Annotated in this window: 9 protein-coding genes; 2 read left to right on the forward strand and 7 right to left on the reverse strand. The window is 65.8% G+C overall.

The features are described from left to right. Window positions 1-58 precede the first annotated feature (58 nt). The 4 genes from EB836_RS00945 to dacB all read right to left on the reverse strand — a co-directional run bounded on the left by EB836_RS00945 (window position 59) and on the right by dacB (window position 5,250). The gene (locus EB836_RS00945; protein WP_167854309.1) at window positions 59-1,438 is read right to left on the reverse strand and encodes an endonuclease/exonuclease/phosphatase family protein; all 1,380 of its coding nucleotides are present in this window, start codon (window positions 1,436-1,438) and stop codon (window positions 59-61) included. 215 nt (window positions 1,439-1,653) lie between these two features. Beyond that, window positions 1,654-2,706, reverse strand: a complete 1,053-nt coding sequence (tilS, locus tag EB836_RS00950; protein ID WP_135537248.1) for a tRNA lysidine(34) synthetase TilS — start codon at window positions 2,704-2,706, stop codon at window positions 1,654-1,656. Continuing rightward, window positions 2,699-3,727 carry a zinc-dependent metalloprotease gene (locus EB836_RS00955; protein ID WP_240689520.1) on the reverse strand — a complete coding sequence of 343 codons (1,029 nt, stop codon included), beginning with the start codon at window positions 3,725-3,727 and terminating at the stop codon, window positions 2,699-2,701. The genes tilS and EB836_RS00955 overlap by 8 nt, the downstream gene beginning before the upstream one ends. After that, the gene (gene dacB, locus EB836_RS00960; RefSeq protein WP_240689521.1) at window positions 3,712-5,250 is read right to left on the reverse strand and encodes a D-alanyl-D-alanine carboxypeptidase/D-alanyl-D-alanine-endopeptidase; all 1,539 of its coding nucleotides are present in this window, start codon (window positions 5,248-5,250) and stop codon (window positions 3,712-3,714) included. Before dacB ends, EB836_RS00955 begins: the two co-directional genes overlap by 16 nt. A 105-nt stretch (window positions 5,251-5,355) precedes the next feature. Here dacB and EB836_RS00965 point away from each other — a divergent pair, with 105 nt between their 5' ends. Together EB836_RS00965 and EB836_RS00970 are read left to right on the forward strand one after the other, a co-directional pair. Then, window positions 5,356-5,844 carry an inorganic diphosphatase gene (locus tag EB836_RS00965; RefSeq protein WP_135537249.1) on the forward strand — a complete coding sequence of 163 codons (489 nt, stop codon included), beginning with the start codon at window positions 5,356-5,358 and terminating at the stop codon, window positions 5,842-5,844. A 164-nt stretch (window positions 5,845-6,008) separates the two neighbouring features. Next, complete coding sequence (locus EB836_RS00970; RefSeq protein ID WP_135537250.1) at window positions 6,009-6,650, forward strand: VOC family protein; 642 nt, start codon at window positions 6,009-6,011, stop codon at window positions 6,648-6,650. A gap of 217 nt (window positions 6,651-6,867) precedes the next feature. Here the strand turns inward: EB836_RS00970 and EB836_RS00975 are convergent, their stop codons facing one another. The 3 genes from EB836_RS00975 to EB836_RS00985 all read right to left on the reverse strand — a co-directional run bounded on the left by EB836_RS00975 (window position 6,868) and on the right by EB836_RS00985 (window position 14,177). Continuing rightward, the gene (locus tag EB836_RS00975) at window positions 6,868-9,366 is read right to left on the reverse strand and encodes a PhoX family phosphatase (RefSeq protein ID WP_135537251.1); all 2,499 of its coding nucleotides are present in this window, start codon (window positions 9,364-9,366) and stop codon (window positions 6,868-6,870) included. 167 nt (window positions 9,367-9,533) lie between these two features. Continuing rightward, window positions 9,534-10,295: a CPBP family intramembrane glutamic endopeptidase gene (locus EB836_RS00980; RefSeq protein ID WP_135537252.1), complete on the reverse strand. Its 762-nt coding sequence runs from the start codon at window positions 10,293-10,295 to the stop codon at window positions 9,534-9,536. Window positions 10,296-10,319: 24 nt separating this feature from the next. Then, a complete protein-coding gene (locus EB836_RS00985) occupies window positions 10,320-14,177 on the reverse strand; it encodes an efflux RND transporter permease subunit (RefSeq protein WP_240689522.1) in 3,858 nt (1,285 codons plus the stop codon). Window positions 14,178-14,228: the final 51 nt, after the last annotated feature.

Genomic DNA, 14,228 nt, shown 5'->3' on the forward strand with positions numbered 1-14,228 from the left:
CGCCCGCGCGGCGGGTCGGCAACACGATCTGCCGCGCGGGCGAAGGGCGGTGAGAGGATCAGATCCTGCCGGGACGCCTGGCGATCGCGACTGCGACGGCGCCCAGACCGATGAGCACCGCACCGACTCCGAGACCGACAATGCCGCCTCCGGTCCGCGGAAGGTCTCCCACCGGGCGAGAAGCCTCCGAATCATCCGAGCCCGCGGTGCCGCCGGACGAGGTGTCATCGGACGAGTTGTCGGCAGAGCTCGCGGTGTCGACGGCCTTCGCCGAAGCCTCCGATGACGCCCCCGCGTCGGACGCCTCAGAGCCACCACCGGTGCTGCTCGAGCTGTTCGCATCCGAGGCCGAGGCGGAGTCCGCTTCTGCGGCAGCATCGGCGTCGACCTCGTCACCGCGGTCGGAGCCGCCGTCCGAACCGGTGTCAGCGTCGGCACCCTCTGCCGTCGAGTCCCCGTCATCGCCGGGCGTCGGCTCTTCGTCTTCGCCCCCAAGGCTGTACGTGATGAGGTTGCCCTTGTGGTCGGTGGGCCAGTCGGCCTCGGGCGTGAAGAATTCGTCCTGCGACTCCTCCTCGACGAACTCATCGCGCACGACCGAGGTGCGCGGTCCCACGAGTTGAGCAGAGGTGGCCTGAAGGTCGTCATCGCCGGAATGGAAGACGAAGTCGATGCGATCGCGTTCGTCCGCTTTCGGAGTCCAGCTCAGCTCGGATGTGGGGAAGTCGGTGTTGCCGGCAGGCCAGGTCACTCCGGGATGGGTGATCTCATCGGGATGGACGTCTCGATAGGCGTCGACGTATCCGCCCTTCTCCAGCTCCAGCGTCGAATCCCACGGCATGACGACGCCGTTGTGGTCGTGCTCGTCCTTGGCGCGTTCGGTCCAATCGAGATGCGAGGGTTCGTTGAAGTCACCTCCGATGAGCACTGAGCGGTCCTGGCTGCGGTCATCCTCGGCGGCTGCGACCGTTCGGGCCACGGCTTCGCTGCGGCCCGATTCGCGGTTGATCTTCGTGATCAGGTCGAGATCGGTGATGGGTCCGGTTGGAATCTCGTCCCAGCCGTATTCGCTCGTCGGCAGCGGGGGCGGAGTCCCTCCCCCGTATCCGCGAGGCAGGTAGTTCGCGTAGTACCGGTACTCGAGGTGACCGGAATACACCGCGAGCTCCTGATCGCCGACGTCGAGGACGGCTCGGGCGAAACCCTCAGCCACCGACGACTCGGTGATGGGGAACCGGGAGATGATTCCTGCGTCCGTGGAGGATCTGCTGGAGGTGTCGTGGCCGCGCCTGTTCAGTTCACGCCTGATCGAGTCAGCTGCGGGGCCGGCCTCGGAGAGCATGACGATGTCCGCTTCGGTCTCTTCGACGATGTCGGCGATGGTCGCGATCCCATCGGAGATCTGAGTCCCCTGATGCCAGATATTCAGCTGCAGCACTGTGATCTCGTCGGTGGGCTTCTGCGGTGGCTGCGCCTCCGCAGCCGCTGCGGGTACGGAACCAAGCGAATTCCCCAGAGCCAGAGCCAGCGCTGATCCAGCGCAGAGCAGGGAGCTTCGCCGTCGAAACACTCGGAACACAAGGAACCTTTCTGTCGGGAAGGGTGCTGACCTGGGACATCGTAGCTCTCGTGCCCATTACGGCGCAGACCGTCTCACCGTGCCTTCGCGGCAGCCTGGAACACCGCTCTGCCCGGCTCGACGAGGACCTCGTTGTCTCCCGGCAGGGAGAGTCGACCGCGGCCGCTGCCGCGGACGAGCGCGCCGAGCTCTGCCACCCGCACGGCGCCGAGGTTCTGGGCAGGAACTCCGCAGCGAAGCAGCCAGTTCCGCAGCACCCGGTGCAGGATCGCATCCGCACACTCGGTGAGGTCGGCCAGCGGCAGCTGCGCATCGACGCCGATCTCGGCGCTGATTTCCTCGGCCTGGGCGTCGAGGCAGTCGGCGTCTGCACGGCACAGGTCGGCGGTGCGGGCGAGGTTCGCCGTGATGGGTTGGCCGAGCTCGGTTTCGAGGCCGGCGAGCAGCTGTCGCGCCCGCACCCGGGTGAACGCGGTGTCGACGTTCATCGGGTCGTTCCAGACCTCGATGTCCTGCGCCCGGCAGGAGGCTTCCGTCTGCTCCCGGTCGAGGCCGAGCAGGGGACGCAGCAGCCGACCCGTCTGCGGGCTCATCCCCGCCAGCGACCGGGTGCCCGAACCGCGCATGAGTCCGAGGAGGACGGTCTCGGCCTGGTCGCTGCGGGTGTGGGCGGTGAGAATCCAGTCGGCACCTGCCGCTGTCCGTGCGGTCTCGAGCGCGGCGTAGCGGGCAGTTCGTGCCGCGGCTTCGAGTCCCTCCTCCCCCGCGGTGATCTCGACACGGACCAGGTCGGCGGGAACGCCCCAGGATTCGGCGGTGTCGACGACGTGACGGGCCACTTCGGCTGAACCGCTCTGGAGTCCGTGGTCGACGGTGAGGACGCGGGCACGCACTTCGCCTCGCCGGTGGAGGAAGGCACAGGCATGCAGCAGCGCCATCGAGTCTGCGCCCCCGGAGACAGCGACGATGATCCCGGGCGCCCGGGGCTCAGTTGCGCTCCCAACCGACGGCGGCCTCCGCGATTCGGAGGCCGCTGCGAGAGCGGATCGCACCGCGTTGCGGACGGCGCCGCTGGCCGGGTCGAGGGTGGGCCGCCTCGGCGAGGAGCGCTCAGAGTGCTCAGCCATGGATCCTCTCGAGCCAGAGCTGCGGTTCGTGGATCTCAGCGGTGCGCGGCAGATTCTCGGGTGCTGCGAAGATGCGGGAGAATCCCTTCTGTCCGACCTCGCTGCGGACGGCTCGGACGAACTTCGCCCCGTCGCGGTACTGGGCGAGTTTGAGATCCATCCCCAGCAGGTTCGTGAGCAGTCCGCCCTGCCCGGCGTCCCGGCGGGCTTCGAACTTCCGGCGCAGCTTCCGCACGCTCGGGATCACCCCGGCACCGACCTCGTCCATGACGACATCGGCATGGCCTTCGAGCAGGGACAGGATCGCCGTCGCCTCATCGAGTGCCGCGCGCATCTCTTCATCGCGGATGAGATCGACGAGGCTGGCTTCGCCCTTGACGATCCGCCCGAGCGTGGCGAAGAGCTCGACGATTCCACCGACTCCGGGCATCTTCACCCTGGTCGACACCGCCCCGGAGAGCAGGGAGCGCATGTGGTCGCGCAGCCAGGGCGCGGTGGCGAACTGCACCTGGTGGGTCGCTTCGTGCAGCGCCACCCACATCCGGAAGTCGCGCTCGTCCACGCCCATCGCCTCCTCGGCGATGAGCACCGCCGGAGCGACGAACATCAGCCGTCCGGCTTCGACGGCGAAAGGGTCGAACTGGCCGAGCACGCGCGTCGAGAGCAGAGACAGGACACCGGCGACCTCGACCGCGGCCCCCTTCGCGGTGGCCGGTGTCACGGGGGCGGGCAGGGCCGCCTCGTCGACCATCCCGTTGAGGGATTGCGCATTGGCCTTGACCCAGCCGACCTGGTCGAGCACGAGCACGGACCCGGCCGCCAGGCGCGCCCGCACGTCATCGGCGTGGGCGGGTTCGAGCAGGAACGAATCGAGCACGAGGTCCTGCGCGGTCAGCGCATTGTCCTTCATCCCGGCCACGAGCTCGTCGAGGACGCGGGCATCGGGGACCTTCGCCGCGGAGACGAGCTCACGTGCGGTGCGGGCGGCGAACTTCTCATCGACGATCATCGGCAGCCGCAATTCGCGAGTGCGGTGACGATGTCGTCCACGGTCTTTCTGGCTTCCAAGATCTTGTCCTTGTCCACGTCGTCGATTTGGATGGAGAACACGAGGTAGCGGCCTTCGGCATCGAGGACCCCACCGGCCAGGGAGGTCACGGTCGACAGTGTCCCGGTCTTCGCATGCACACTGCCGGAGGCGTTCTTCTCGTCCACAAACCGGTCGTGCAGGGTGCCGGTGAGACCGCCGACCGGAAAGTAGCTGATGAGGCCGGCCAGGGAGTCATCGGCGACGACGGAGGCTTGGAGGATCGTCGTGAGGTCGTGCGGGGCGATCCGGTTGTCATAGGACAGGCCCGAAGTGTCCACGAGGCGGGTGCGGCCGAGGTCGACCGAATCGCCGAGGGTTTTGAGCACGGCCTGCGGTCCGGCCTCGAGACTGCCGTCCTCGCCCTGGGCGATGGCAACCTCGTTGCCGAGCACCTCGGCGACCACGTTGTCACTGTGGACGAGCGCGTATTCGACGATCTCGGAGATCGTCGCCGACTCGACCCGTGCGAGCTCCTTCCCGTTCGCGCCAGCACCGTCCTCGGACTCCTGCGAACCAGCATCACTGTCGGCGCTGCTCTTCGCTTCTGCGTCGTCGTCTGCTGCGGTCGTGGTGATCCCGGCTTTCTTCAGTTCCTTCGCGAAGACCTTCAGCGCGTCGGCGGCCGGGTGCTCGCTGCGGGCTCGCCATTCCCGGTCCTTCGGTCCGATGTAGGCGGTGTCGACCATGAGCGGTTGGATCGGGGTGATCACACCCTTGGCGATGTCAGCGCGGTCCCATCCGGAGTCGAAGTCCTCACCGGTGTACCTACTCGTGTCCAGCGCGAGCGCCACCTCGGTGATGTCGTCGTCTTTGAGGGCCTGCGCAGTGTCCTCGGCCAAGGTCCGCAGCCCACCGTGCCCGTTGACCGAACCGGGATCGGAGTCCCCGGCTCCCAGGAGCACGTCCCCTCCTCCGGTCAGGGTCAGGGTGTTGGCATCGGCGTCGAAGTCCGCCGTCGTCGCCAACCGCGCCTGACCGCCGATGGATTTCAGCGCCGCTGCCGCGGTGAGCACCTTCGTCACCGAGGCGGGAGTGCGCGGTTTCGTTTCGTTCTTCGCATAGAGGACCTCGTCGGAGAGTCCGTCCCGGACTTCGAGGCCGAAGCCCTTGACCTTCGAATCCTTGAGGATGGGCGCGATCTTCTTCTCAACCTTCGTCGGCACGGAGGCGGAGTCTGCCACCGCCGAGGCGGGGGCGGGCACTTCCTTTGCCTGCGCTTGGGGATTCGGCACAGCTTGGACGGAGATCGGCGGCTCCGTGGTCAGCACGCCGGGCAGCCCGGGGACGAGGTCGAAGGCGTCGACGGCCGCGTAGGCACCGAGTGCCAGGACGAGGACCCCGGCAGTGATCGCCCCGCCTCTTCCCCTGCGGCGTCGACGCTTCACGGCATCGGAGCGCGGGGAATCGGAGTCCGTCGAGTCCGCAGTCTTCGGCTCATCGGGGATGTCGTTCAAACGCGCTTCTCATTCCTCGACGGCCGAGAAGGCCGCCGTCGGTGGACGGTGACGGGGACTTGTACCATCTATTCTAGTGATGCACCCCTAACGTGAAGGAGCACTATGGAACTGTTGGCCACAATCGAGATCCCGCGCGGATCCCGCATCAAGTACGAAGTCGACCATGAGACCGGTCGTGTCAAGCTCGACCGCTATCTCTACACCTCGATGCAGTACCCCGCCGATTACGGCTTCATCGAGGACACGCTCGGCAACGACGGTGACCCCCTCGACGTTCTCGTGCTGCTGCCCGAACCGCTGTTCCCCGGTGTGCTCATCGACGTCCGCCCCATCGGCATGTTCCAGATGGAGGACGAGGCCGGAGGCGACGACAAGGTCCTCGCCGTGCCCGCCGGTGACCCCCGCTGGGAGTCCTACACGGACATCTCGGATGTGGACAAGTTCATGCTCGACTCGATCGAGCACTTCTTCAACCGCTACAAGGACCTCGAGCCCGGAAAGTACGTCAAGGGTTCGAGCTGGGCCGGCCGGGAAGCCGCCGAGGCCGAGGTCAACGCCTCCATCGAGCGCTTCAAGGCGGAGGGCCACTGAGCCGCTCCCCCCTCAAACGCACCTGACCGCCCGGATGATGTCATCCGGGCGGTCGTGTCATGTGGGCGGGTGACCTGCTGACCGGCACCGACGAGTGACGATGCTCACGATTTCTTAGGTCACCCTAAGGGGCAGTGTGAGCCAGGTTATGCCATCGTCGAGTCATGAAACTCGATCATGTGTCATACGCCAGTGAACCTGATGGCTACCGTGCGACGGCCGAGCGGATCTCGGAGAAGCTCGGTGTGGTTCCCTACGACGGCGGTGTGCATCCTCGATTCGGCACCAGAAATCTCATCTTCCCCCTCGCGAACGGCCACTATCTCGAAGTCGTAGAAGCCTTGGAGCACCCGGCCGCTCTCTCAACCCCTTTCGGTCAGGCAGTGCGAGCTCGCTCCGAGCTCGGCGGCGGCTGGATGGGCTGGTGCGTCTCGGTCGAAGATCTCGCCGCGGTCGAAACCCGCCTCGAGCGCAAAGCCGTCGACGGCAACCGCACACCGGAGTCCGGTTTGGAACTCAAGTGGCTGCAGATCGGCATCAAGGGGCTCATCGCCGACCCCCAGCTGCCGTTCTTCATCAAGTGGTCTGCCGATTCCTCACAGCATCCGTCGACCTATAAGACGAATCCCGCTGTCGCCATCGACACGCTGCAGATCGCGGGCGACCGTGATCGACTGCGTGATTGGCTGGGTACTCAGGACGCGAAGCCGATCCCGGAGATCCACATCGACTGGTCCGCACCCCACGGGACGCCGGGCATTATGTCGGTGAGCTTCGAGACGAAGAACGGGTCCGTCACCATCTGAGATGGCCGACCTCGAGGCGTCGGTGCCGGCCGCGACGCCGGCCCCACGCCGCGGCGCCGGCCGACTATGGCCGAAGACCGGTGATGCGACGGAGTTCAGGACGGTCTGTGCTGAATCCGGTACTGGATTCCATCACAGGCCGTCCTGAACTCGACGTCAGCGGTTTCTCCCGCGCTGCCCTTCTGCATCTTTCAGCCAAGTGGCGGCCGAACTGGGGTCACTCGGCGTGGGTCTCCTCGACCGACTCCCCGGTGCCGTCCGCGGGTGATGCATTCTTCCGACGCATATGAGCGGCCGTGGCCATGGCTCCGCCGACGGCGAGCAGCCCGGCACCCCCGCCGAGCAGAGGCAGCGTGCTGTCCGAACCGGTCCACGGCAGCTCGCCGCCGGATCCCGAACCGCCGCCTGAGCTGCTCGATCCGGAGCCTGCGCTGCCGGCGGAGGAGCCTGCGTCACTGCCTCCGCTCGAGGCCGCTCCCGCGGCTGCGGCGTCCTTCGCTCCGTCCTGGGATCCAGCCGTCGACCCCGAGCTGTCAGCGCCGCTTCCGGTCGTGTCACCTTTCGCATCGGCGTTCTCATCCGATCCGGTGCCGTCGGCGCTGCCGTTCTCACCGGCATCGGCACCACCGGCATCTGAACCATCGGCCTCGGCGTCCTGGTCCTTCGGCGGATCCGTCGGGTCCGGCGCCGAGCCGCCGTCTCCCTTGATCACCTGGACAACGGTCGGTCGCGGCAGCGCAGCCACCCCCTTTTCGACATCGGTCTCATCCACATAGTCGGGGAAGCGCGAATGCTGGTCTGACCAGGACCCGTCTTCGCCCGGGTGTTGGACGGCGACGAACGCCGAATCGTAATCGTCGTGCACGAGCGGCCCGCAGACCTCTGCCTCGCGTGGAACGGAGAGGAACTGTTCGACCCGTCCGCGCTGGCTGCCGTCGATCGTGACCTTGAACAGACCATCGCAGTACCCGATGCCGTCGGGAGCGCCGTCGGTGGAGATCCACAGGTTCCCGGCCGTGTCGAAGGCGACGTTGTCCGGACATGAGATCGGTGAGACCTGATCTTCGGGGAATCCGGAGAAGTAGGTGGCGTCTCCCTGTTTCGGGTCACCGCAGACGATGAGCAGCGTCCAGTCGAACTGGGTGCCCGTATGGTCGCCTGAGCGTTCCGTGATTTCGACGATGTGACCGTCGCGGTTCTCGGTCCGCGGGTTCGCTTCGTCGGCGGCCGCCTTTCCGTCGGTGCCGCGATCGGAGTTGTTCGTGCAGGCGACGTAGATGCGACCGTTGACCGGGTTTGGTTCGACGTCTTCGCACCGGTCCATCTTCGTCGGACCGACCTTATCGGCGGCGAGGCGTGTATGGACGAGGACCTCTTCGACGGAGAATCCCGAGACCTGGGACTGGCCGTCCTTGAGCAACGGCAGCCACTGTCCGCTGCCATCGAATTCGCCGTCGGCGGGCACTTCGCCGCTCCCGTCGATCTCGGACTTCGGCGAGTTGCCGGTGAACTTCGCGACGTAGAGGTCGCCTGCGGTCAGCAGGGTCTTGTTGTGTTCGCGGTCGCCTTCGACATAGGTGCCCTTCGACACGAACTTGTACAGGTAGTCGAACTTCTCGTCGTCTCCCATATAGGCCACGGCGTGCCCCGAGTCGGAGATCGTGATGTTCGCGCCTTCATGTTTGAACCGGCCCATGTTCGTGTGTTTGTGCGGAGTGGAGGTCGGGTCCCACGGGTCGACCTCGACGATCCAGCCGAACCGGTTCGCTTCGTTGGCGTAGCCGGCGTTGTTCGTGTCGAATCGGTCGAGATCGGCTTCCCAGCCATTCGCCGATTCGTCGCTGCTCAGGCCGTAGCGTTTGTCCTCCGCCGAGGTGCCCGGTGTTCTGAAGTACGAGTTGAAGTTCTCCTCACCGGAGACCACGGTGCCCCACGGGGTGAGCCCACCAGAGCAGTTGCCGACGGTGCCCTGGACCTTGTCGCCGTTCGGGTAGTCCTTCGTCCGCAGCAGATCGGTTCCGGCGGCGGGACCGGTGAACTCGTATTCGGTGTCGATGAGGAACCGGCGGTTCTTCTTGCCATTGACGTCGACCGTCCACGTCGACTTCTCGTCCTTGCGGGTGAGTTCGGCCACGGTCAGTCCGTGTGCTTCGCGGCTGATCGCTCGTTGGTCGTCCCCATCCATGTCGTCGGGGTACATGATGGCGTCGTTCGTGTACTCCTGGTTGGAGAACAGCAGTGCCCGGTTCGAATCGCTGTCGTCGACCTGGATGGACAGATAGTCGTTGTTGTAGCCGAATTGGCGACGCTGGGCCTCCGGGGTCTGGTTCTCGGGATCGAACTTGGGGGCGTCGGGGAACAGTGGGTCGCCCCAGCGCACGATCGGGTGCCAGGTGTAACCGTCGGGGACGATGAATTCGTCGACTTCATGCTGGACGGGGTCGATGGCAGTGAAGGCGAGGCTGCCGGCGGTCGCGGCCGCGGCGCTGCGCGCGGTCGGGCTGGGCGCAGTGGTCACAGCGATCGCCAGGGCACCGGCGGCGGAGGCGCCGAGGACCGCGCGACGGCTGAGCTTCGCATTGACGATATCGCGGAAGTAACCGTTCGCCGATGTGTTGCAGGTGGCCTTGAGACACGCGTTGTCGCACTTGAGAGCGCAGGTGACGGGGCTGCGCTTGCCGCGCACGTGGTTGGCCATCGGCAGCAGGGTTCTCATCGGTTCTCTCCTCGTATCGGATTGTCTCTCCCCTTCCGCGGCCCGCACCGGATGACGGCACGACCCGGAAAGGCTCACCCGATCGAGACTTCCATCGGCAGGAAGCCCTGTGACGACCCGTCGGTGAACTGAGGATGAATCCGTGTGGACGAGTGCATGTTCGGGCCTCAGCCGAAATCGATGAGTGTGAGCACTCCCGGGGCCAGGAAACCGACCGCGTCGATGATGAAGTGCGCCCACACCAGCGGCATCAGTCGACCGCGGCGCAGGAAGTACCAGCCGAAGATGATGCCCATGGCGATGTTGCCGAGGAACGGCCCGATCCCCTGATAGAGATGGTAGCTGGCCCGGAAGATCGCCAGAGAGATGATGATCGTCCACGGCCCATATCCCAGCCGCCGCAGACGGTCGGCGCCGAATCCGAAGATGAGGACCTCTTCGAGGATGCCGTTCTTCGCCGCGGCGAGGATGAGAACCGGAATCGTCCACCAATGATCGCCGAGGTTGGACGGTTGGAGCTCGGCAGTGATCCCGAGTGCCCTCCCGGTCGCGTACATCCCGAGGGTGCCGATGCCGATGATGACGAAGATGAGGCTGCCGTGCCCGAGGTCTCGGAGTCGGTGCCCGTCGACGCCGAGGCGGCCGCTCAGGCTCCGATGTCCGGCATCGCGGGTGAGCAGGTAGAGAGCGAGGAGGACGGGAACGAGGCTGAATCCGATGTCGAACATCTGGTAGATGAGGTCGAAGCCGGGCCGCTGGGACTGCGAGGTGTTGAGTTTGGCTTGGGCTTCGCCGATGGGTCCTCGGGTGAGGATATCGGCCAGCCGCACGACCGCGTAGACGGCCGATTGGCCCAGGGACAGGGCCGCAACGACACCGAGCTCGAACCACAGGCGCTTTCTCTCCTGCCGTTCGAGCTCGGTCATCATGCACCCCACTGTAGCCGGGTCGGCTCAGTGCTTGGGTTCGCTGCCTCCGTCGTCGTGGCGCGGGTTGTGGCTGCGCAGTGTGAAGTCCGAATCCGCGCTGCCGCGTCCGGCTGCCTCGGGACGGCCCGTTCTGGGTTCATCCGAGCCGGGCTCACCGGTGCCGGGTTGGTCCGAGCCGGGCTCACCGGTGCCGGGTTCGTCCGAGTCGGACTCTGCTGCTCCGGCTCCGCCTTCGTCTGCTGCCGGTGTGGGTTCATCCGTCACCGAGGCGGCTGCACCGGAATCGGTCGGCCGCGGCTCGTCCTCCAGCCGAGTCGAATCCCGATCGGGCGCTTCCGCACGTGCCTCGGCCGAGTCGAGGACCTCGCCGCGGGCCATGTTCTTCACGTACCGCTTCTCCGCACGCCGTTCCTTGACTCCCTCGAGCAGGAGGTAGAGCACGGGCACGAGGATGAGCGTGAGCAGCGTCGAGCTGACCAGGCCGCCGATGACGACGATCGCCAACGGCTTCGAGATGAACACTCCCCCACTGGTCAGACCCAGTGCCATGGGCAGCAGCGCGAAGATCGTCGCGGCTGCGGTCATGAGGATCGGACGGAAACGCAGCCTCGCACCGTGGACGACCGCCGTGCGCAGATCCACTCCACGCAGACGGAAGTGGTTGATGAGGTCGATGAGCACGATCGCGTTCGTGACCACGATGCCGATGAGCATGAGCAGACCGATCATCGATGTCAGCCCCAGTGGGGTGTCGGTGATGAGCGAAAGCGCAACCGAACCGGTGGCCGCGAACGGGATCGAGACGAGGAGGATCAGCGGCTGCAGCAGCGACTTGAACGTGGCGACCATGATGACGAAGACGATGAGGATCGCAGCGAGCATCGCCAGGCCCAGCTGAGCGAACGCGTCGTTCTGCTCCTGAGTCGCACCGCCGGTGTCGACGCTGACCGATTCGGGCAGGTCGACATCGTCGAGAGCGGACTGCACCTCTGTCGACACGGCACCGAGGTCATCACCCTCCGGGGTCACAGACACGGTCGTCGAACGCTGCGCATCCGTGTGACGGATCGTTGGAGCGGTCTTGACCTCCTTGACTTCCGCAACATCGTCGAGCTTGATGAACCGCGGTTCCCCGGTCACCGCGGGAGCACCCGCGTTCGGGTCGCCGCCGGCCGCACCGGCACCGCCCGCACCGCCAGCGTCTCCGGCAGCACCAGCGTCTCCGGCACCTCCAGCCGCTCCGGCGTCTCCGGCGCCTCCGGCCGCTCCAGCATCACCGGCTGCGCCGGCATCGTCTGCACCGCCGGCTGCCCCTGCCCCGCCGGGAGCGGGGGCCGCTTCCTTCGGCTTGCCGGGGATCTTCAGATCGCGCAGCTTCTTCACCGTATCGGCATTGCGGTCGAAGAGCAGCACCGAGTGGGAGACATCGTCGATGACGACCTCGCCCACCTGCTGACCGTGCATGGCACGCTGCACATACTGTCCGATGGCCGCCTCGGTGAGGTTCTCTTCTGCGGCCTTCTTATGATCGACTTTGACCTCGATGACGGGCTGAACCGACTCGATGTCGCTGGTCACCGACTGCGCGCTGGAGACTCCCTCGAGCTGGTCAGTGACCTTCTTCGTCGCGGCCTCGAGCTCCTTGGGGTCCGTGGCCGAGAGCGTGATGTCGATCGTCTGCGCCCCGGGTGTCGAACTCTGGCTGAGCACCTCGACCTCACCGACGTCCTTGAGACCGTCGAAGTCCTTCTGCAGGTCGGTGGAGATCGACTCCGCAGAGACACCGGATTTCGTGTTGACGATATAGGTGCCCGTCAGCGAGGAGTCATCGGTGAACCCGAATGTCGTCCCGCCCAGCGACAGCTGGTAGTTGTCGACATCAGAGTTGTCGGCGAGGACGTCTTCGACCTTCTCCGCCTGTTTCGACGCTTCGTCGAGGTCGGTGCCCGGATCGAAGGCCTGCGAGACCTGCAGGGAGTCCTGACCGGTGTCGCCGAACAGTTCGGTCTTCAGCTGCGGGATCATCGCACCGGTGCCGGCGAGCACGAGCACGGCGATGAGGATCATCACCAGCGGGTGCTTCGTCGAGAAGGCGATGGCCGGCATGTAGGTCTTCTGCAGACGTGTCACCGGCGAATGCATTCCGGCGAGCTCGTCGACTTCCTGTGTGCCGTCCTCGGATTCGCCGTAGCGCGGGCCGTCGGCGCTCACACCGACAGGTCCACCGGCGCGTGCCCCTGCGGCCTCGTCGACGGCTGCGGTGTCTTCGGCGTCGGCGCCGGCAGCGACCATGTCGCGGTTCTTCTCCGCCTTCTTCGCGGCCTTCTTCTCCGTCCGCCACTGCGCGAGCATCGACTTGCGGCTGCGGCGGATCTCCGCCTTCTCCGCCCGGGTGAGCTTGACCTTCGACTCGCGTTGGCGCAGGAACCAATAGGCAAGCACCGGAACGATCGTCAAAGCGACGAACAGCGACGACAGGAGAGCGATCGTGGCGGTCAGCGCGAAGGGACGGAACATCTCACCGGTCTGCCCGGTGACGAACGCCAGCGGCAGGAACACGGCGACCGTCGTCAGAGTCGAGGCGGTGATCGCGCCGGCGACTTCGGAGACTGCAGCGAGGATGTTCGAGAACTTGTCACCGCCGGAGGCGTGCCGTCGTCTGATCGCTTCGATGACGACGATGGAGTCATCGACGACGCGGCCGACGGAGATCGTCAGCGCGCCGAGGGTGAGCATATTCAGAGTCTCCCCGCCCATCCACAGGCCGACGAGCGCGATGAGCAGCGACAGCGGGATCGAGATCGCGGTGATGATCGTCGCCCGCACCGAGAGCAGGAAGACGAGGATGACGAGGACGGCGAAGATCAGGCCGAGTCCGCCCTCGTTGAGCAGGTCGTCGATGGACTGTTCGATGAAGGGTGCCTGGTCGAAGGCGGAGACGAACTTCGTGTTCTCGCCCATCATCTTCTCGAGCTCGGGCAGTTTGTCGGCCACCGCGTGCGAGACATCGACGGTGTTCGCGTCGGACTCCTTCATCACCGACACCGACAGCGAAGGCTGGCCGTTGGTCCGGGAGATCGACTCGACCGGTTCGTCGACGAGTTCGACATCCGCGACGTCGGAGACCTTGATCGGGCCGTCCTTGCCGGAGATGACGAGATCCTTGATCGCATCGATCGACCGGATCCGGGTGCCGACCTCGACAGGAGCCGCACCGTCGGCGCCCTTGAGTTCACCCGCCGAGGTGGGCACACCGTTGGACTGGAGGATTCCGGCCACCTCGTCGAGGTTCGCCCCTTCATCCTCGAGATCGTCACGACGGATGCTGATCTCGACCTGTTTGGTCTTCGCACCGGCGATCTGGACCTGGGAGACTCCGTCGATCTTCTTCAGTTCCGGTTCGACGATGTCTTCGAGGTTCGCCGCCAGATGGTCCTCATCGGCGTCGGAGGTCACCGACAGGGCGAGCACCGGGATATCGTCGGTGCCCATCATCATGACATTGGGTTCGACCCCGTCGGGCAGGCTCGGCTGCACCTGGGACACGGCGCGCTGCAGGGCTCTGACGACATCGTCGGAGTCGTCGCCGTACTTCGTGCTCACCGTGATCTGCGCACTGCCGGCAGAAGAGGTCGAAGTCATGTCTTCGACCTCGGGCAGGGCGGTCAGCGCACCTTCCAACGGGTCGGTGACTTCGGATTCGACGGCCTCGGGGGTGGCGCCTTCATAGGAGGCGGTGACCGTCGCCTGGGGATTGTCGAGGGATGGGAAGAGCTCTTGCTTGAGCGCACCGGCTCCGATGACGCCGAAGATCACGGCAACGACGGAGATGAGCGCGATGAGCGCCCGGTTCTTCAAGCTCAGCCGGGTCAGGAAACTCACAGAGGGGACTTTCTGGTCGTAGGCAGGGCGACGACGCAGCACGTCGACTCC

It is taken from the genome of Brevibacterium sp. S111, assembly GCF_004745075.1.
Taxonomy (GTDB): Bacteria; Actinomycetota; Actinomycetes; order Actinomycetales; family Brevibacteriaceae; genus Brevibacterium.

Bases quoted from the DNA above. Each gene is read 5' to 3' on its own strand.
- EB836_RS00975 (WP_135537251.1), bottom strand. From the start codon at position 9,366: ATGAGAACCCTGCTGCCGATGGCCAACCACGTGCGCGGCAAGCGCAGC.
- tilS (WP_135537248.1), bottom strand. From the start codon at position 2,706: ATGGCTGAGCACTCTGAGCGCTCCTCGCCGAGGCGGCCCACCCTCGAC.
- EB836_RS00965 (WP_135537249.1), top strand. From the start codon at position 5,356: ATGGAACTGTTGGCCACAATCGAGATCCCGCGCGGATCCCGCATCAAG.
- EB836_RS00980 (WP_135537252.1), bottom strand. From the start codon at position 10,295: ATGATGACCGAGCTCGAACGGCAGGAGAGAAAGCGCCTGTGGTTCGAG.
- EB836_RS00970 (WP_135537250.1), top strand. From the start codon at position 6,009: ATGAAACTCGATCATGTGTCATACGCCAGTGAACCTGATGGCTACCGT.